Origin of the sequence: Pseudomaricurvus sp. HS19 (assembly GCF_009857815.1) — a bacterium.
Lineage (GTDB): Bacteria > Pseudomonadota > Gammaproteobacteria > Pseudomonadales > Cellvibrionaceae > Pseudomaricurvus.
Map to the genome: position 1 here is coordinate 934,612 of NZ_WVVW01000001.1, position 18,159 is coordinate 952,770.

Here is an 18,159-nt window from a genome sequence, read left to right on the forward strand (position 1 = left end):
AATGCCGGGAGCCTGAGACCGGCAACCAGGAGTAGAGTTTTGAGATTGAATGTGTCCCGGGCAGCAATGCTCGGTGTAATCCTTGCCGGCTGTGCCGGCACCCAGTCCACCCTTGCGGAAGAGACCGTGGCAGCGACCGAGCTGCCGGCCATCGCCGCAGTAGCAGCCGCCGCCAGCGGCGACGCGCAGGTGAACGCCAGCGACAGTAACCGCCCTGCGCAAGCGAAAAGTGTACCCCTGGATGAACCGGTTACCGAGCGCTCCCCCGAGCCCTCGTTTGTGGCCAAGGAACGTCCGCCTGAAGTGGCAGAGCAGGTCCCGGCAGGTGACGACGCCACAGACTCTGTCGCCAGCGACACACCTGTGGAAGCCAACCAGCCCCAACCCCTGCTGATCCTCAATACCGAAGTCCCCCCGGCCACCACCACCCGCCTCTCCTGGTCACCCAGCCAGACCCTGGAAGGTATTGCCACACCGACTCCGGTACTGATTGTGAACGGCGCCCAGGCCGGCCCTACCCTGTGCCTGACTGGTGCCATCCACGGCGATGAACTGAACGGCATCGAGATTATCCGCCGGGTGATGTACAACCTCGACCCGCAGGAGCTGTCCGGTACCGTAATCGGTGTGCCCATTGTTAACCTGCAGGGCTTCCACAGCAGCTCCCGCTACCTGCCGGATCGCCGCGACCTGAACCGCTACTTCCCCGGCAATCCCCGCGGCAGCTCTGCCGACCGTATCGCCTATTCGTTTTTCAATGAGGTGGTCAAGCACTGTGACGCGCTGGTGGATATCCACACCGGCTCTTTCCAGCGGACCAACCTGCCCCAGGTTCGCGCTGACCTCAGCGTTCCCAAAGTACTGGAGCTGACCCAGAGCTTCGGCGCCACGGTGGTACTGGAGAGCCAGGGAACCAAAGGCACCCTGCGCCGCGCCGCCGTGGAGGCCGGAATCCCTGCTGCCACACTGGAAGCCGGTGAATCCATGCGCCTGCAGGAGAAATCGGTGAAGCACGGCGTCAACGGCATCAACACGCTGATGAGCAAGATGGGCATGATCGAGCGCTTCCGTATCTGGGGCGATCCGGAGCCGGTCTACTACAAATCCGAGTGGGTTCGTGCCGATCATGGCGGGATTTTGCTGGGCCACGCCAAGCTGGGCGAGCGAGTGGAAAAAGGGGAATTACTGGGTGTGGTCACAGACCCCATCACCAACGTCAAGAGCAACATCTACTCGCCCTATAACGGCCGTATTATCGGCAAAGCCCTGGATCAGGTTGTGCTGCCCGGTTTCGCCGCTTTCCATGTTGCCAAGGAGTCTGCCAAGCGCGCACCCCCGGTGGCCGTTGAGAGTCCTGCACCCGGCACCGACAGCGTGGCAGATGCGCGACCGGCTGCTACAGCCAGCGAGAGCAGCACAGACGTAGAGCTGGATACCGAGTGATCAGTGCAGGGGGTTAGCCCCCTGCTTCCATGCTATTCCTGATGCCCCGCCTTGAGCTGGGCAATCTGGTCCCGCAGCCTGGCGGCAGTTTCAAACTCCAGGTTTTTCGCCGCTTCGAACATCTTCTCTTCCAGAGCTGCCACCTGTTTCCAGACATCGCCACTGGCCAGGTCGGTACCGTAATCTGCAGTGGACTCGGCCACTTTCTGCCCGCGCCGGCCCTTGGCACCGGGCACATGGGTGCCCTCCAGGATATCGGTGATGTTTTTGCGGATGCCTTGCGGGGTAATGCCATGGGCCTCGTTGTGAGCCACCTGCTTGGCGCGACGGCGCTCGGTCTCATCCAGTGCCCGGCGCATGGAGCCGGTCACCTTATCGGCGTAGAGGATCGCTTTGCCGTTAACGTTACGGGCGGCACGACCAATGGTCTGGATCAGGGAGCGGTCGGAGCGCAGGAAGCCCTCTTTATCGGCGTCAAAGATTGCCACCAGTGAAACCTCAGGCATATCCAGGCCTTCGCGCAGCAGGTTAATACCCACCAGTACATCGAACTCGCCCAGACGCAGGTCGCGGATAATCTCTACCCGCTCCACCGTGTCGATATCCGAGTGCAGGTAGCGCACCCGCACACCATGTTCGGTGAGGTAGTCGGTGAGGTCTTCCGCCATGCGCTTGGTGAGCACGGTGATCAACACCCGCTCATCCACCTCTACCCGCTTGCGGATCTCCGACAATGCGTCATCCACCTGTGAACCGGCCGGACGCACCTCAACTTCGGGATCCACCAGACCGGTGGGCCTGACCACCTGCTCCACCACCTGACCCTGATGCTCCGCCTCATAGGGACCAGGCGTGGCGGAAACAAAGATCATCTGTGGCGCCAGCCGCTCCCACTCATCAAAACGCAGCGGACGGTTATCCAGCGCCGACGGCAGGCGGAACCCGTACTCCACCAGCGTCTCCTTGCGCGAACGGTCGCCGCGATACATGCCGCCGATCTGCGGTACACCGACGTGGGACTCATCGATTACCAGCAAGGCATCGGCGGGCAGGTAGTCAAACAGCGTGGGGGGCGGCTCGCCGGGCCCACGACCGGAGAGGTAGCGGGAGTAGTTTTCGATGCCGTTGCAGTAACCCAGCTCCTGCATCATCTCCAGGTCGTATTTAACCCTCTGCTCCAGGCGCTGGGCCTCCACCAGTTTGTCCAGCGAGCGCAGCTGCTCCAGCCGCTCCTTCAGCTCCTCCTTGATATGCTCAATGGCATCAAGGATGGTCTGCCGCGGCGTCACGTAATGGGACTTGGGGTAAATGGTATAGCGGGCCAGGTTCTGCAGCACCTCACCGGTGAGAGGGTCAAACAGCGACAGCCGCTCCACCTCTTCATCAAACAATTCCACCCGCAGGGCCTCGCGATCCGAGTCTGCCGGGAAGATATCGATCACATCACCCCGGACCCGATAGGTGCCCCGGTGGAAATCCACGTCGTTGCGGGTGTACTGCAGCTCCGCCAGCCGGCGTAACACCTGACGCTGGTCAATCTGGTCGCCGCGCACCAGGTGCAACAGCATTTTCAGGTAGGAGTCCGGGTCACCCAGGCCGTAGATGGCGGACACCGTCGCCACCACAATAGCGTCGCGTCGCTCCATCAGCGCCTTGGTGGCGGAGAGCCGCATCTGCTCAATGTGCTCATTGATGGAGGCGTCTTTCTCGATAAAGGTATCCGACGCCGGCACATAGGCTTCCGGCTGGTAGTAGTCGTAGTAGGAGACGAAATACTCCACGGAGTTGTTGGGAAAGAACTCCTTGAACTCACCATACAGCTGCGCCGCCAGGGTCTTGTTGGGCGCCATAATCATGGTTGGGCGCTGTACCTGCGCAATCACATTGGCGATGGTGAAGGTTTTGCCCGAGCCGGTTACCCCCAACAGCGTCTGGTGGGCCAGGCCCGCCTCAATCCCCTGAACCAGGCCTTTGATGGCAGTGGGCTGGTCCCCGGAGGGCTGGAACTGGCTGACGACTTGAAAAGGCTTGCTCATGCTACAACTCGGCTACAACTGGGAGAAACGGGAACAACCGTGAATGTTGGCATGTCTGCCCGTGACCGGCAACCGCGTACGGCTAAGGTGGCACCACTGCCGGGAAAAAACACACGATCAGTGTGGGATTCAGGCCTGATTGCAGTACAATGCGGCCCTCATTCACAAGCGGAAAGACAGCCAGCCATGAGTATCGATACCTCCCTGCAGACAAGAGCCAATAACCAATGTGAACTCTGTGGCGCCGGAGGCCCGCTGGCCGCCTTTGCGGTTGAGCCCTCTGACGGCAGTGTCGATCAGGCCGTTGCGGTGTGCGATAGCTGCCTGTCGGAGCTCGGCGCTGAAGTGATCAGCAACCCCAACTACTGGCGCTGCCTCAACGACAGCATGTGGAGTCAGGTACCTGCCGTACAGGTTGTGGCCTGGCGTATGCTCGGCAAACTGGCCCGCCAGGGCGAGGCCTGGGCGCAGGACCTGCAGGATATGCTCTACCTGGACGACGACAACCGCCAGTGGGCAGAAGCGCTGGAGCGCGAGGCCGCCAACGCCCCGGAACCCACCCGGGACAGCAACGGCGCCATCCTGGAAGCCGGTGACACCGTCACTATCATCAAGGATCTGGACGTCAAGGGTACCAGCATGACCGCCAAGCGTGGCACCGCGGTGCGCGGCATCTCCCTGACCAGCAACCCGGAACACATTGAAGGCCGGGTCAACGGCCAGCGTATTGTGATCCTCTCTTGTTACGTGAAGAAGTCCTGACAGTACCTAACAGCGACAACACAAACAGTGCCGACTGACAAAGCCGGCCATGCTTTAGACAAGGCCCGATGCCGTCATCGCGAGCGCAGCGTGGCGATCCATGTGCAGCACAATCTACACAGCTCCGTACCAAACATGGATTGCTTCGTGGCTTAAGGCCCCTACTTTGGGCGCTGAACAACGCTCCTCGCAATGACGGGGCTAAATTGGGCCCCGTATTTTGCTTGTAAAGGTAATGACTAGCGGGTGAGGTAGCGAATGCCCTCTTCCAACCCCTCGAGCGTCAGCGGGTACATATGACCATCCATTAACTCCCGGGTCATATTGATACTGCGGGTATGGTCCCAGTAACGCTCGGACACCGGATTGAACCAGATAACCTTTTCAAAGGTATGGGTCAGGCGCTCCATCCACACATAGCCCGGCTCCTCATTCATGTACTCCACACTGCCATAGGGTGCCGAGATCTCGTAGGGTGACATGGAGGCATCACCGATAAAGATCACCTTGTAGTCCTTGCCATAGGTATGCAGTACATCGTAGAGCGGCAGATTCTGCTCGTAGCGGCGGCGATTGTCCTTCCACACGTTTTCATAAATGAAGTTATGGAAGTAAAAATACTCCATGTGCTTGAACTCGGTCCGGCAGGCGGAAAACATCTCTTCGCACAAGGAAACGTAGGGATCCATGGAACCGCCGACGTCAAAGAACAACAGAATCTTCACCGCATTATGGCGCTCGGGCACCATCTTGATATCGAGAAAACCGGCGTTATTGGCGGTGGAGCGGATGGTGTTATCCAGATCCAGCTCCTCATGGGCGCCGGTGCGGGCAAACTTGCGCAGCTTGCGCAGGGCCATCTTGATATTGCGGGTACCCAGCTCCACGTCGTCGGAGAGGTTTTTAAATTCGCGTTTTTCCCAAACCTTGGCGGCCGAGCGATTGCCTCCCTCGCCACCGACGCGGATCCCTTCCGGGTTATAGCCACTGTTACCAAAGGGCGAGGTGCCACCGGTACCAATCCAGCGGTTGCCGCCCTGATGGCGCTTCTTCTGCTCTTCGAGACGCTTCTTGAACTCCTCGATCAGCTTGTCCAGGCCACCGAGGGATTGAATTTTTGCCTTCTCCTCCTCGGAGAGGCTCTTCATAAACTCGGCCCGGATCCATTCATCCGGGATCAGCGCCTTAATAATGCCTTCCAGGGACTCCAGCCCCTTGAAGTAGGCGCCGAAAGCCTGGTCGAAGCGGTCAAAGTATTTTTCGTCCTTGACCAGGCACACCCGCGCCAACAGGTAGAATTCGTCGACGCTGCCAAAGGCCAGGTGATTCTCCATCGCCTCCAGCAACACCAGCAGCTCCTTGACGGTGACCGGAACCCCCGCCTTGCGCAAGCCGTAAAAAAAGTTCACCAACATGATGACGTGGCTCCTGCAACAGAGTGAGTCAAACCCTTTCCCCTCAGGATTGGCTACGACGGGTCATGAACGCCAGCCGCTCCAGCAGCTGCACATCCTGCTCATTTTTCAGCAGCGCACCGTAGAGTGGCGGAATGGCCTGGCGGGCATCGCCGTTCTGCAGAACCTCTTCCGGAATATCATCTGCCATCAACAACTTCAGCCAATCCACCAGTTCAGACGTGGAGGGCTTTTTCTTCAGTGCCGGGATATCGCGCACATCAAAGAAGACATCCAGGGCATCACTGACCAGCTCTTTTTTGATGGTGGGGAAATGCACATCAATGATCTGCTTCATGGTCTCCCGATCGGGGAAACTGATGTAGTGGAAGAAACAGCGGCGCAGGAAGGCGTCTGGCAGCTCCTTCTCGTTGTTACTGGTAATGATAACGATAGGACGGTGTTTGGCCTTGATCACCTCACCGGTCTCATAGACAAAGAACTCCATCTTATCCAGCTCCACCAGCAGGTCATTGGGGAACTCGATATCGGCCTTGTCGATCTCGTCGATCAGCAGCACCACCTGTTCTTCGGACTCGAAGGCTTCCCAGAGCTTGCCTTTTTTCAGGTAGTTGCGGATATCGTGGACCTTGTCGTTACCCAGCTGGGAATCCCGCAGGCGGGAAACAGCATCGTACTCGTAGAGCCCCTGCTGCGCCTTGGTGGTGGATTTGATGTGCCACTGGATCAGGCGTTTGCCCATGGCCCCGGCAACCTGCTCCGCCAGCATGGTCTTGCCGGTGCCCGGCTCACCTTTTACCAGCAGCGGGCGCTGCAACACCACAGCCGCATTGACGGCCATACTCAGATCTTCTGTGGCGACGTAACTGTCAGTACCTTCAAACTTCATGAAAACCGCTCTCCGATTGGACTATGGGCGGCAGTTTACCACAGTCAGCGGCGGACAACGGGCAGTAGCCCGGCTCAAATAGCGGGCAAATTGGACAAGTTGGCGGGGTGGATGCCTTGGGTTGCCGGGGATCAGTTCAGGGTTCCGGCAACGGTCCGGAAGGTCATGGGGTAATCCTGCAGCATCCAGGCGAAATAGCCGTCACGGAAGTAGTAGACGTGCTGATAACCCCAGAGCACGGAGACCAGCGAGGCGTAAGCGCTGCGCAGGCAGTGCCGGCTTTCGCAGTAAAGTACCAGGGGAGTATCTGCCTTGATGCTGGTTATCGACTGCAGAAGGTCGAAATCGTTGCGAAAATCCAGGTGCAAGGCACCACGAATATGTCCCGCCTGCCAATCCTCCCGTGAGCGTACATCGACAAATACCGCACCACGCTCATAGAGGTAACGTGCTTGCGGAACCGTAATGGTTGTCGCTCCGGTCACAGCCAGCGGAGCCTCATCAGCGGAAGCCACGGCGCACATCAACAGTAGTAGTAAAAAAGCGGGAACACTCCGACAACCACACACACTCCGACTCCTTGCGCTCACACTGGCGCAGACAAAAACAGTCAGGCTGTGAACAGCCTGATGTCATTTTCTGACGGGGGTCTGATCAGTGTAGTGGTTGCAGGAGGGCGATATTAGTGCATTTTGGACTTAGAGACTGACGAGCGCGAGACGGCTACTTCTTAAAGGCAGGCAGGCGACGCCCGGCCGGCTTGTCGGGATCTAGCGATGCGCGGCCAGCGCATCCGCGACCCGCTGCTGTTCGGCGCCTGCTGCCCGAACCAAAGCCTCCAGCCCGGTCTCTTCACCTGCCTTGGCTGCCAGTTCTATCTGCAGGCAGAGTTCAGTGAGTGCGTGGGCGCCGAAATTGCTGCTGGCACCTTTCAGGCTGTGGGCCATACGACGCAGCTGCTCAAAGTCCCTGGACTCCAGCAATAGCGGCAGTTGCGGCATCTTGCGACTGCAGTCATCCAGGTAGGCATCGATCAACTTGCCAAAGTCATCCTCCATGACCTCCTTCAACATCGTCAGGGTGTTTTCATCAACGGCGTCACTCATAGCGGCTTCTTTTGTTATGGGTTGTAGAAGGCAAACAGAACAACAGCAAAACCGGCACCTGCCAGCGCCAGCAGTGGCACTCGCACTCAGTCATTGGCGTCCCACTGAAACACCACTTCCACTTCACTGCCATTGCCACGGTACTCTACCGCATGGGACAGCTGCCGGATCAGGCCCAGACCACGACCACTGAACTGATCGGCACCTGGGCAAAGCGGGCGCAATTGTAAATAATCAAAACCGGGGCCCGAGTCCTCTACGATAATCGTAAGCTCACCACCGTTCCCCAGCAACTTGTGCCGCAGGCGGATATCCACATGGCCTGCAGCCAGCTCCGCAAGGCGCTGCTGGCGCTGCCGGTAATACTCGGCAAACCCCGCCGATGTCCCTTTCAGTGAGGAATCAAGTTGCAATACCCCGTGTTCCAGCGCGTTGGTGTAGAGTTCCGCCAGCAGCGTGTACAGCCTGCCGCTGTAGCTGCTGAGCCCGGGCACCTCCACCAGAATACTGAGCAGCAGTGGCAGGGGATCAAAAAGTCGCAGGGTGGACGGCTCCAGTCGCAGCGACAAGGCCCACTCCTGCAAGCCGCTGTAACGGTGCTCACGAGGCTCTTCCCGGGGGGATACCACCGACGCCTGCTCTGTCATGGTGAGTTCGATCAGGGAGAGGTCGTCGTTGCGTTCACCACCGCAATAAGTATCAACAGCGTCCAGGATACGGTGAAAGATGGCCTCGCCGTCGTTTGCCTCCCGGAAAATTTCCAGCAAGCGCTCCTCACCGAACATTTCACCGGACTTGTTTCGGGCTTCGATAATGCCATCTGACCAAAGGTATATTTTATCCCCCAGTGCCATGTCCACATGCAGACAGTCATCCTTGAAGGCGGAATCATCCAGTATCCCCAGCGGCAGGTGACTGGAGCGGAACGGCTGCAAGGATCCATCCCTCTGACGGTAGAGCACACAATCCGGCAAGCCGCCATTCCAGATCCTGGCCCGGTGACTGTTGAAGTTTAGTTCTACCATTGTTGCACAACAGAACACGCCAAGCGGCAGGGTCTGCTTAAGCTTCTGGTTGATTTCCCGCAGAATATCCACCATGGCGAAGCCCTTCTTCACCATGCCGTAGAAACAGTTGGCCAGCGGCATGGCACCCACCGCTGCCGGTAACCCATGACCGGTAAAATCACCCAACAGGACCATCATGCTACCGGAGGGCCGGATCGCCGCTACAATGACATCGCCGTTAAAGATCGCCAGTGGAGACAGGCGATATTTGACATTGGGCGCATCCAGGCAGCCGGTATGGGCGATGTTATCGAAAACCTTTTTCGCAACCTCCTGCTCCTGCAACAGCTGCCGGTTGTGCAGGGAGATCTGGTCGCGCTGCTGCTGCACAACGCGGTGCATATCCCGCATGCGCATAAATGCCTTGATCTTGGCTTGCAGGATCACACGGTTGTAGGGTTTGGAAATAAAATCGTCCCCGCCCGCTTCCAGGCATCGAACCAGGGATTCGGTATCGGAAAGTGAGGTGAGAAAGATGATGGGAACCAGCTCGTCGCCAGCCCGGGCCTTGATCAACTCGGCCGCCTCAAAGCCGTCCATCACCGGCATCAGGGCATCCATCAACACCAGATCCGGGCGCTGCTCCAGAAACGCCTCCACAGCCTGCCGGCCATCAGCAACACTGACAGGTACGTGACCCTCCCGCCGTACGATAGACTCGAGGATCAGGCGATCCGAATCCGTATCATCGGCAATGAGAATTCTGAGAGGTTGCTGCGAATCCATAGCGCCTCAGTCCTGCAGGAAGAACCCCTCAAGCATCAGGTAATCTCGAACAACTGCTCAAAGTTGGAGATGTTGAGAATTTTCCGCACTTCCGGGTTGCAGTTGACGATCTCTATCCTTGCGCTGCTGCCACCGGCATGATCCCGCAGCAATAACAACATCCCCAACGCCGAACTGTCCAGATAGGTTGTCCCTTCCAGGTCGACCCGATAGCGGGCAGGCCTTACCTTAAGTGATTCATAGCTGCTTCTGAAGTCCTGATGGGAGCTGAAGTCAAAGCGCCCATCAATGGCGATGATCAGCTCATCGCAATCCGTTGACAAACTTGCCTGTATTGCCATGTCTCTCCTCAATATCTGCACCTACTGCGCCCGGCCCGGCCCTGTGCAGAGCCACTGTCATTATTACTATCGTTATAGGGCCAGCTAACACCTCCGCCTCTCCCGGATTGGCGTCGGGTATTTCCTCTGTGGGTCTTGAAGCATAAGACTCCAGCTGCCAACCATACCCCAAACACCCCTTTTCGGGTAGCTGCCAGGGCCGATTAGCGCCCTTTGCAGGCCCGAATACAGGAGTGGCCCAAGCCTGTAAGCAGAGGTGACGGCAGCAGTTCTTGCCCGTAACAGTAAATTCACGGCAAATTCACAATTCCGGACACAATCAGTCTTGACCTGTTAAACAGGCACAGGGTATTTTGTCGTCAGCCACTGGTAGACATCATAATAAGAATCATCGCCTAAGTATCGACATGGAGGAAATTCGATATGAGCAGTGCCGCAGCCAGCAACAGCAAGACCAGCACCCCCCGCAAGCGTCGCGAATCCCGTGACCGTTCTTCATCACAAACCCCTGATACACGCCGCCGCCTCGAAGACCGACTTGAGGAGATGAAACTGGCAAAAGAACTCAAGGAATTTGATTTCGAGTACTGCTGACCAACAAACGCCGCCCTGCGGCAAACAAAAAAGCCCGGCGTTGCCGGGCTTTTTTGTTCCTGCCTGAATGGCAGAGAGATCACGCCCGGCCCTGGGGATTCCAGCACCCGACGCAACGGTAAATGGCCCACCCTACAAGATTCGAACTTGTGACCTTCCCCTTAGGAGGGGGACGCTCTATCCAGCTGAGCTAAGGGTGGCAGATGACCTCTTCCAGACACACCGACATCAGCGGTCCGTGCTAGAATGGCGTGAAATTCTAAACAGTTACCATCCGTTCCTCAACCCGAACCACGCATCCCGCACGACCTGTACCGTAACCCTGACTGATGAACCTGCTGATCCTGCACCCCACCGATTTTAGTGACCCTCAACTCCCCCCGGACGTTGTCACCCTTTGCGACCGCAGGGCCAGACACCTGCTCACGGTCAACGGTGTGACGGTTGGCGACCAGGTGCGCACAGGCTTGCTCAATGGGCAAGTTGGGGAGGCGGAGGTCGTTGCCTGCGACAACACCTCCGTGCAATTGCAGGTCAGGCTCCACAGCCAACCGCCCCCGCCATTGCCGCTGCACCTGATCGTGGCCCTGCCTCGGCCCAAGATGGTGAAGCGCATCCTGCAAACCATCGCCACCATGGGCGTAAAGCAACTGACCTTTATCAACAGCTACCGGGTTGAGAAAAGTTACTGGCAATCCCCCTGGTTACAGGAGCATCAAATCCGGGAACAGCTGCTGCTGGGACTGGAACAGGGGGTGGACACACTGCTACCGGAAGTGCGACTGGTGAAACGCTTTAAACCCTTTGTCGAAGATGAGTTACCCCACCTATGCAAGGGGCGACGGGCTTTACTTGCCCACCCCCGCAACGCCCTGCCCTGCCCCCCTGCAGCACAGCAGGATACCTTGTTGGTAATTGGCCCGGAGGGTGGTTTTATCGAGTATGAAGTGAACAAACTGACAGACGCCGGATGCGCGCCCATTCACCTGGGGCCGAGAATTCTGCGGGTTGAAACTGCGGTACCGGTACTGCTGGCAAAACTGTTTCCCATCTGACGCGAGGCCACGCCGGCAGCGGCCATCAATTGCGGGCTGCCATTGCACCCGGCGCGGAGATCGCCAACAGTTTTTCAAACTCGGCCAGCGGTACCGGTTCGCTGAAATAATTACCCTGGTAGCTGTCGCAGCCATAGGCTCGCAGGACATCCAGTTGCATCCTGTCCTCCACCCCCTCGGCCACCACTTTCAGGCCCAGCAGCTGCCCCATGGTGATGATGGTCTCCACCAGGATGCGGTCGCTGTTGTCATCCACGACATCGCGCACAAAACTGCTGTCGATCTTGAGACTGGAGACCGGCAGGCGCTTGAGGTAGCTGATGGAGGAGTAGCCGGTGCCAAAGTCATCCAGTGAGAAGCTGATGCCAAGCCCCCTGAGGCGCTGCATAATGCCAATCGCTTCATCAATATTCTGGATCACCACCCCTTCGGTCACCTCCAGATCAATGGCACCTGGCGGCAATTGAGCCGCATCAAGCACCGCCGAGACCTCCTCCACAAACGTCTGGCAACGGAACTGCCGGGGACTCAGGTTGAGACTGAGCTTCATGCCCGGCACCCAGAGCCCGTTTTGCACCAGCGCGCGCACCTGGGCGCAGCCTTCGGCAATCACCCACTGCCCCACATCCACCATCAGACCCGACGCTTCCAGCACGGGGAGAAACTCCCCCGGCTCGATCAGGCCACGCTGGGGATGCTGCCAGCGCAACAGTGCTTCCGCGCCTTCGATGCGGCCATCATCCACGTTGATGCGCGGCTGCCAGTAGAGGCGGAACTGCTGCTCTTCCAGTGCCTGGTGCAACTCGCCCTGCATGCGCAATTGCGAGGCTACCCGGTCTGCCATGTCGGTATTAAAAAACTCGATGGCGTCGCGACCCTTCTCCTTGGATTGATACATGGCGGTATCGGCAAAGCGCAGCAGCTCGTGCACGGAGGTTTCCTCGTCCGAGAAGAGCACCACGCCGATACTGCAGGAGACGTGCAGCTGTATGTCCTCGTAGGGATAAGGGTCGCCGAGGCTGAGGCGAATTTTTTCTGCCACCTCACCGGCCTGCAGGGCCGCAGTCTCCCGCTCACTGTCCAGGCGTGTCAGTACCACCACAAACTCGTCACCACTCAGGCGTGCCACCACGTCGTCACCACGCACCATGGAAGAGAGGCGTTGCGCCACCTGTTGCAGCAGCTGATCGCCCACCGGATGCCCCAGTGAGTCGTTAATGGTTTTGAAGTGATCGAGGTCGATAAAGAGTATGGCGCCGTAGTAGCGATAGCGACGGCTGCGCACCATCTCCTGTTCCAGCCGCTCCACCAGCTGTACCCGATTGGGCAGATCGGTGAGGGCATCGTGATAGGCCATATGGGCCATCTTCTCTTCCGCCTCGCGGCGGCCGGAAATGTCATTAGCCACCAGCAACACCAGGGTTTTGTCCTGCAACTGGATCGGCTGTGCCTGTGCCTGCAGGTAGTGATTGTCGCCGCTTGCGGAGAGGAAAAAGCCCTCGAACCCGCTGGTCACCAGCTTGCCCACCCCCTGTTCGTCGCCAACCGCCAGAACACTCATACCCAATTGGGAGATATTCAGACCGGTCAGCTCCTCCCGGGTATAGCCAAAAAACATCGCCATATTCTGGTTGGCGAACTCGATACGGCCACCAAATTCGCACAGCGCCACCATGGCCGGCAGCTCATCGATAATCTGGCGGATGGCCCGCTCGCTCTCCCGCAGGGCGGACTCCACGGCACGACGCTTTTCGAACGCCTCCTCCACGGCCCCCAGCAACTGGTTGGCCGAACCCGCCAGCTGGCTTAACTCATCGTTCTGCTCGGCATGAGGGACCGCGATACGCCGGCGGCCGGGATCAGCGGGCTCTATAGACTGAATGTCCCGCAACATCCTCACCAGCGGCCTGGTCAGCAGGAAATAAAACACCGCCAACAGCAGCGCCAACAACAGCAAGTTGCGTAACATGCCGGTGAGAATCACCACACCGGAGCGCTCATAGAAGCCATTCAGGGCGCTGTGCACCTCGACACTGAAGGAGATGGCACCGGCCTGCTGGTTACCATAGCCGGGAAGGGTCAGATGCTGGATGTAGTGACGGTAAGTCGGTTTCAGGTAGGAAGCGAGCCAGGAGCGTCCGGCAAGCTGGGGAGGTTGCTGCCCATGGGCAAGGGTGTTACCCACCTCGTCCTGGATACGGGCGTCGGTGATAAAGCCGTAGGCCAGCAGGCCATCCACCACCTCCTCGGACATGTCGCCATCAAGGGTGTGCACCGCCCGCGTTGCCGGCGGCACCGCCGCCTGCAGAACCTGGTGCGCAAGCCGGTCCAGGGTGGAGAGCTGGGCGCGATAATCCAGGTAGAGCTGTGCCGTGGTCAGGGCGCCCCCCAGCACCAGCACCAGCACCACGCCGGCCCTGGCCAATCGGAACGAGATACCCCTGGAAAATGGCTGTGAGATCAAACTCTTAAACCCGACCCTGCAATCCGCAATTCACTCTATGCCGTCCATTCCTGCCACTGCGGATGCCAGTCAAGGGTCGGACGACGCTGGCATTCATTTTACTGTGAGCGACGACAATTGATAGCAGTGTCGCATGAATTAATGCGGTTTTTTACGCCGCCTCAGGACGGGGCGGAGAGGGCCTGGCGGTAGAGGTCGGCCATGGCACTGTCGAAACAGCAAAAAATAACTCCCAGGTCGGGGCGTTGGCGCAAGGCGCGACGGGCCTCAGCCACAGCAACAGGAACTGCCAGCTGCGGCGGAAACCCGTAGACACCACAACTGATGGCAGGAAAGACAATGGATTGCAGCTGATCCTCGATCAACTGTTGCAGGCAATGACGGTAGCAGCTGCGCAACAGCGCCTCTTCCCCTGCTGCCCCGCCCTGCCACACTGGCCCCACGGTGTGATAGATGGCCCGTGCCGGCAGCCGGAAGGCCGGGGTGACCCGCACCTCCCCGGTGGGACAGCCGCCAATAGCACGACAGGCCCGCTGCAAATCGGCACTACCGGCAGCCCGGTGTATGGCGCCATCGACGCCGCCGCCACCGGCGAGGCGGGTATTGGCAGCGTTCACTACCACGTCGACCTGCAGGCTGGTTATATCACCTTCTACAACGTCAATGGTCATGACACGACTCCGCTTACCGGGCCACCGGGGCAGGTTTCCCTCAGTCGGTAATTTCTACCGCTTCGACAATCTGTACACCGGCAGGAATTGCCGAAGGGGTCATATTGGAGGCAGCCATATTGGACGCACCCACAGTTGCATCCTCAAATTCATACTCTGCCCGCTCACCGCTGCGATCAATGGGCAGGTTGGCGAAATCAAACAGGTTGGTGTCCGCCAGCTGGCTGGGGGCAACATTCTGCAGGGACTTGAAGATACGCTCCACCCGGCTGACGTCCTTTCTCTCCCACTCCTGCAGCATGCCCTTGATCGCCTGGCGCTGCAGGTTCTCCTGCGAGCCGCAGAGATTACAGGGAATAATGGGGAACTGTTTGAAGTCGGCGTATTCAATCAGGTCCGCTTCACGGCAGTAGGCCAACGGGCGGATCACCACATTGCGCTGGTCATCGGAGCGCAGCTTGGGGGGCATCGCCTTCAGGCGGCTGCCGTGAAACATGTTCAGGAACAGGGTCTCGACAATATCGTCCATGTGGTGGCCCAGGGCCATCTTGGTGGCGCCGATCTGCTCGGCAAAGGAGTAGAGGGTACCGCGGCGCAGGCGCGAGCACAGGCCACAGGTCTTCTGACCCTCCGGGATTTTCTCCCGCACCACGCTGTAGGTGTCCTTATCGATGATGTAATAAGGGACATCAATGGACTCAAAATACTCCGGCAGCACATGCTCGGGAAAACCGGGCTGCTTCTGGTCCAGGTTAACCGCAATCACCTGAAACGAGATCGGCGCGGTCTTCTGCAGGCTGCGCAGGATATCCAGCATGGCAAAGCTGTCCTTGCCACCACTGATGCAGGCCATCACCACATCGCCATCCTCGATCATGTTGTAATCGACAATGGCGTTGCCCACGTTGCGGCGTAAACGCTTCTGCAACTTGTTGAACTCCAGCCGCTGCTTTCTTTCCGCTGTTTCCGTCACCACAATACCTGCTCTACCCGAGACTCAAGGGGGCGCTATTGTACGGATTTTGAACGCCCCGGGAAACTACCACCTGCGCCAGTCGCAACAGGCCCTGCAGACCAGCCAGCGCCCGCCCGACGTGTGTTTGGCTTGCGTTTGCATAGTCGCCCTCTACAATGGGCCCGAATGCAGACCGAGGTACCCATGAGCACCACCGACGAGATACTGAAGCTGGATCGCGAGCACGTCTGGCACCCCTACTCCTCCTTCCTCAACGCCCCTGTGGTCTATCCGGTGGCCTCGGCGAGCGGCTGTACACTGACCCTGGCGGACGGCCGCCAACTGCTGGATGGCATGGCCTCCTGGTGGTGCACCATCCACGGCTACAACCACCCGGTACTGAATGACGCCATGCAGTCACAGCTGGGCAAGATGTCCCATGTCATGTTCGGCGGCCTCACCCACGAGCCGGCGGTAGAACTGGCGGCGCTACTGGTGGATATCACCCCGCCATCACTCAACAAGGTCTTTTTCAGCGACTCCGGCTCGGTGGCGGTAGAAGTAGCCATGAAAATGGCCCTGCAGTACTGGCACAGCCAGGGCAAACCGCAGAAGTCGCGCCTGCTGAGCCTGCGCAACGGCTATCACGGCGATACCTTTGGTGCCATGTCGGTGTGCGACCCGGTCACCGGTATGCACCACCTGTTCAGCAACAACCTCACCCAACAGCTGTTTGTCAGCGCGCCGGTGGCCGGCTACGACACCCCCTGGGATGAGAGCTACATCAGTGAGATGCAGCAGGCCCTGGACCAACATCACGGTGAGCTGGCGGCGGTCATCCTGGAGCCCATCGTGCAAGGCGCCGGCGGTATGCGCTTCTACCCGCCAAAGTACCTGCAGCGGGTACGGGAGCTCTGTGACCACTACGATGTGCTGCTGATTGCAGACGAGATCGCCACCGGCTTTGGCCGCAGCGGCACCCTCTTCGCCTGCGAACACGCTGGCATCGAACCGGACATTCTGTGCCTGGGCAAGGCATTGACCGGTGGCTATATGACACTGGCGGCCACCCTCTGCAACACCCGTGTCTCCGACGGCATCTGCCGGGGTGAAGCCGGGGTGTTTATGCACGGGCCTACCTTTATGGGCAATCCGCTGGCCTGCGCGACAGCCCTGGCCAGTACCCGACTGTTACTGCAGAGTGACTGGCAGCAGCGAGTGCACGACATTAAGGCCAGCCTGCACAAAGGCCTGGCCCCCTGTTCGGAGCTGGACCACGTTAGCGACGTGCGGGTACTGGGTGCTATCGGTGTGGTGGAACTGGAGAAGCCGGTGCATATGGCCACCATCCAGCAAGAGCTGGTGAACGAAGGCGTGTGGATTCGCCCCTTTGGCAAACTGGTGTACGTCATGCCACCCTATGTGATGAGCGCAGAGGAGCTGGAACGACTGACCGCCGCCATGGTGCGGGTGGTGAGCGATCCGGCGCGCTGCTTTGAGCCCTGAGCCGGCGCAGGATACATAAAAAAACGGGGCGTTAAGCCCCGTTTTTTATTGCCTCGATGCAGACCGCCGCAGCTGTTACACCAGCGGGCGAATCCCCACCGCGCGACGGCACGCTTCCAGCATCGGCTGGCTGTATGCCCGCGCCTTGGCGGCGCCCTGCTGCAGTTTCTCCTCGATCAGCGCCGGGTTGGCCAGCAGCGTCTCGTAGCGCTCCCGCGCTTCGCCCAGTTCGGCATTGACCAGTTCAAACAGCTGCTTCTTGGCCTCGCCCCAGGCGATACCGTCGGCGAAAGCCTGACGCATCTCTGCGGTCTGTTCGGCGCTGGCAAAGGCCTGCCAGATCTGGAACACGGTACTGGTATCCGGGTCTTTAGGCTCGCCCGGCTCCAGCAGGTTGGTCTTGATTTTGTTGATGTGCTTTTTGAGCTGCTTTTCGCCGAGGAACAGCGGGATGGTGTTGCCGTAGCTCTTGCTCATCTTGCGCCCGTCCAGACCCTGCAGCACAGCCACATGCTCGTCCACCACCGCTTCCGGCAGCACGAAGTGCTCGCCGTAATGGTGGTTGAAACGGGCAGCAATATCACGGGCCATTTCGATGTGCTGGATCTGATCCTTGCCCACCGGCACCTTATTGGCATTGAACATGAGAATGTCGGCCGCCATCAGGATCGGGTAGCTGTAGAGACCCATGTTAATGCCGAAGTCGGAGTCCTGACCGTCCTCGCGGTTGCTGTCCACCGCCGCCTTGTAGGCGTGGGCGCGGTTCATCAGCCCCTTGGCGGCCTGACAGGTGAGCAGCCAGGTCAACTCGGGGATCTCGGGGATATCTGACTGACGGTAGAACACCACGTTGTCGGTATCCAGCCCCAGCGCCAGCCAGGTGGCGGCAATTTCAAGGGTGGACTGATGCACCTGCTCCGGGTCCTGGCACTTGATCAGGGCGTGGTAATCCGCCAGAAAATAGAAGGAGAGATTCTCCTGCTGACGGCTGGCCTCAATGGCAGGCCGGATAGCTCCGACATAGTTGCCCAAATGAGGTGTGCCTGTGGTGGTAATGCCGGTCAGTACCCGTGTTTTTGCCATAACTGTTTCCAAAAGCCTTTACCTGACAGTAACCGCTGCTCTGCGG

The 18,159-nt window shown here is 58.9% G+C and carries 16 protein-coding genes and 1 tRNA gene; 5 read left to right on the top strand and 12 right to left on the bottom strand.

Annotated features, from left to right (window positions below):
* The first annotated feature begins 39 nt into the window (after nucleotides 1-39).
* Nucleotides 40-1,443, top strand: a complete 1,404-nt coding sequence (locus tag GSF27_RS04140) for a succinylglutamate desuccinylase/aspartoacylase family protein (protein WP_237457343.1) — start codon at nucleotides 40-42, stop codon at nucleotides 1,441-1,443.
* Nucleotides 1,444-1,475: 32 nt separating this feature from the next.
* On the opposite strand, the gene uvrB is transcribed toward GSF27_RS04140, so the two are convergent.
* A complete protein-coding gene (gene uvrB / locus GSF27_RS04145) occupies nucleotides 1,476-3,479 on the bottom strand; it encodes an excinuclease ABC subunit UvrB (protein ID WP_160965989.1) in 2,004 nt (667 codons plus the stop codon).
* 186 nt (nucleotides 3,480-3,665) lie between these two features.
* Here uvrB and GSF27_RS04150 point away from each other — a divergent pair, with 186 nt between their 5' ends.
* Entirely contained in the window at nucleotides 3,666-4,241 is a 576-nt protein-coding gene (locus GSF27_RS04150; RefSeq protein ID WP_160965991.1) for an alkylphosphonate utilization protein, read from the top strand.
* 239 nt (nucleotides 4,242-4,480) lie between these two features.
* Here the strand turns inward: GSF27_RS04150 and GSF27_RS04155 are convergent, their stop codons facing one another.
* The 6 genes from GSF27_RS04155 to GSF27_RS04180 all read right to left on the bottom strand — a co-directional run bounded on the left by GSF27_RS04155 (nucleotide 4,481) and on the right by GSF27_RS04180 (nucleotide 9,785).
* Complete coding sequence (locus GSF27_RS04155; RefSeq protein WP_160965993.1) at nucleotides 4,481-5,656, bottom strand: VWA domain-containing protein; 1,176 nt, start codon at nucleotides 5,654-5,656, stop codon at nucleotides 4,481-4,483.
* Nucleotides 5,657-5,699: 43 nt separating this feature from the next.
* Nucleotides 5,700-6,545 carry a MoxR family ATPase gene (locus tag GSF27_RS04160; RefSeq protein ID WP_160965995.1) on the bottom strand — a complete coding sequence of 282 codons (846 nt, stop codon included), beginning with the start codon at nucleotides 6,543-6,545 and terminating at the stop codon, nucleotides 5,700-5,702.
* Nucleotides 6,546-6,676: 131 nt separating this feature from the next.
* Nucleotides 6,677-7,060: a rhodanese-like domain-containing protein gene (locus GSF27_RS04165; RefSeq protein WP_202410262.1), complete on the bottom strand. Its 384-nt coding sequence runs from the start codon at nucleotides 7,058-7,060 to the stop codon at nucleotides 6,677-6,679.
* A 255-nt stretch (nucleotides 7,061-7,315) separates the two neighbouring features.
* Nucleotides 7,316-7,651: an Hpt domain-containing protein gene (locus GSF27_RS04170; RefSeq protein ID WP_160965997.1), complete on the bottom strand. Its 336-nt coding sequence runs from the start codon at nucleotides 7,649-7,651 to the stop codon at nucleotides 7,316-7,318.
* 86 nt (nucleotides 7,652-7,737) lie between these two features.
* Nucleotides 7,738-9,444 carry a fused response regulator/phosphatase gene (locus GSF27_RS04175; protein WP_160965999.1) on the bottom strand — a complete coding sequence of 569 codons (1,707 nt, stop codon included), beginning with the start codon at nucleotides 9,442-9,444 and terminating at the stop codon, nucleotides 7,738-7,740.
* Between the two features lie 35 nt (nucleotides 9,445-9,479).
* Nucleotides 9,480-9,785, bottom strand: coding sequence for an STAS domain-containing protein (locus GSF27_RS04180; protein WP_160966001.1), 306 nt, complete (start codon nucleotides 9,783-9,785; stop codon nucleotides 9,480-9,482).
* A 423-nt stretch (nucleotides 9,786-10,208) separates the two neighbouring features.
* On the opposite strand from GSF27_RS04180, the gene GSF27_RS04185 reads away from it, so the two are divergent.
* Nucleotides 10,209-10,379, top strand: a complete 171-nt coding sequence (locus GSF27_RS04185; protein ID WP_160966003.1) for a PA3496 family putative envelope integrity protein — start codon at nucleotides 10,209-10,211, stop codon at nucleotides 10,377-10,379.
* A gap of 123 nt (nucleotides 10,380-10,502) precedes the next feature.
* On the opposite strand, the gene GSF27_RS04190 is transcribed toward GSF27_RS04185, so the two are convergent.
* Nucleotides 10,503-10,579 (bottom strand) — tRNA-Arg (locus GSF27_RS04190).
* Between the two features lie 129 nt (nucleotides 10,580-10,708).
* Here GSF27_RS04190 and GSF27_RS04195 point away from each other — a divergent pair.
* A complete protein-coding gene (locus GSF27_RS04195; RefSeq protein WP_160966005.1) occupies nucleotides 10,709-11,434 on the top strand; it encodes a 16S rRNA (uracil(1498)-N(3))-methyltransferase in 726 nt (241 codons plus the stop codon).
* A 25-nt stretch (nucleotides 11,435-11,459) separates the two neighbouring features.
* Here the strand turns inward: GSF27_RS04195 and GSF27_RS04200 are convergent, their stop codons facing one another.
* The 3 genes from GSF27_RS04200 to ttcA all read right to left on the bottom strand — a co-directional run bounded on the left by GSF27_RS04200 (nucleotide 11,460) and on the right by ttcA (nucleotide 15,542).
* Nucleotides 11,460-13,898: a bifunctional diguanylate cyclase/phosphodiesterase gene (locus GSF27_RS04200; protein WP_160966007.1), complete on the bottom strand. Its 2,439-nt coding sequence runs from the start codon at nucleotides 13,896-13,898 to the stop codon at nucleotides 11,460-11,462.
* Between the two features lie 161 nt (nucleotides 13,899-14,059).
* Nucleotides 14,060-14,569: a macro domain-containing protein gene (locus GSF27_RS04205; RefSeq protein WP_160966009.1), complete on the bottom strand. Its 510-nt coding sequence runs from the start codon at nucleotides 14,567-14,569 to the stop codon at nucleotides 14,060-14,062.
* Between the two features lie 40 nt (nucleotides 14,570-14,609).
* Nucleotides 14,610-15,542, bottom strand: coding sequence for a tRNA 2-thiocytidine(32) synthetase TtcA (gene ttcA, locus GSF27_RS04210; RefSeq protein WP_160966011.1), 933 nt, complete (start codon nucleotides 15,540-15,542; stop codon nucleotides 14,610-14,612).
* A 168-nt stretch (nucleotides 15,543-15,710) separates the two neighbouring features.
* Between ttcA and bioA the strand changes: the two genes are divergently transcribed.
* Nucleotides 15,711-17,030: an adenosylmethionine--8-amino-7-oxononanoate transaminase gene (gene bioA / locus GSF27_RS04215; RefSeq protein WP_237457344.1), complete on the top strand. Its 1,320-nt coding sequence runs from the start codon at nucleotides 15,711-15,713 to the stop codon at nucleotides 17,028-17,030.
* Nucleotides 17,031-17,105: 75 nt separating this feature from the next.
* Here bioA and GSF27_RS04220 read toward each other — a convergent pair whose 3' ends face one another.
* Nucleotides 17,106-18,113, bottom strand: coding sequence for a tryptophan--tRNA ligase (locus tag GSF27_RS04220; RefSeq protein ID WP_160966013.1), 1,008 nt, complete (start codon nucleotides 18,111-18,113; stop codon nucleotides 17,106-17,108).
* Nucleotides 18,114-18,159: the final 46 nt, after the last annotated feature.

What these genes read in the sequence shown, in the direction of transcription:
- GSF27_RS04160 (WP_160965995.1), bottom strand. Translation starts at nt 6,545, where the DNA reads ATGAAGTTTGAAGGTACTGACAGTTACGTCGCCACAGAAGATCTGAGT.
- GSF27_RS04205 (WP_160966009.1), bottom strand. Translation starts at nt 14,569, where the DNA reads ATGACCATTGACGTTGTAGAAGGTGATATAACCAGCCTGCAGGTCGAC.
- GSF27_RS04150 (WP_160965991.1), top strand. Translation starts at nt 3,666, where the DNA reads ATGAGTATCGATACCTCCCTGCAGACAAGAGCCAATAACCAATGTGAA.
- GSF27_RS04180 (WP_160966001.1), bottom strand. Translation starts at nt 9,785, where the DNA reads ATGGCAATACAGGCAAGTTTGTCAACGGATTGCGATGAGCTGATCATC.
- GSF27_RS04155 (WP_160965993.1), bottom strand. Translation starts at nt 5,656, where the DNA reads ATGTTGGTGAACTTTTTTTACGGCTTGCGCAAGGCGGGGGTTCCGGTC.
- GSF27_RS04170 (WP_160965997.1), bottom strand. Translation starts at nt 7,651, where the DNA reads ATGAGTGACGCCGTTGATGAAAACACCCTGACGATGTTGAAGGAGGTC.
- GSF27_RS04220 (WP_160966013.1), bottom strand. Translation starts at nt 18,113, where the DNA reads ATGGCAAAAACACGGGTACTGACCGGCATTACCACCACAGGCACACCT.
- GSF27_RS04175 (WP_160965999.1), bottom strand. Translation starts at nt 9,444, where the DNA reads ATGGATTCGCAGCAACCTCTCAGAATTCTCATTGCCGATGATACGGAT.
- bioA (WP_237457344.1), top strand. Translation starts at nt 15,711, where the DNA reads ATGCAGACCGAGGTACCCATGAGCACCACCGACGAGATACTGAAGCTG.
- GSF27_RS04195 (WP_160966005.1), top strand. Translation starts at nt 10,709, where the DNA reads ATGAACCTGCTGATCCTGCACCCCACCGATTTTAGTGACCCTCAACTC.
- uvrB (WP_160965989.1), bottom strand. Translation starts at nt 3,479, where the DNA reads ATGAGCAAGCCTTTTCAAGTCGTCAGCCAGTTCCAGCCCTCCGGGGAC.
- GSF27_RS04185 (WP_160966003.1), top strand. Translation starts at nt 10,209, where the DNA reads ATGAGCAGTGCCGCAGCCAGCAACAGCAAGACCAGCACCCCCCGCAAG.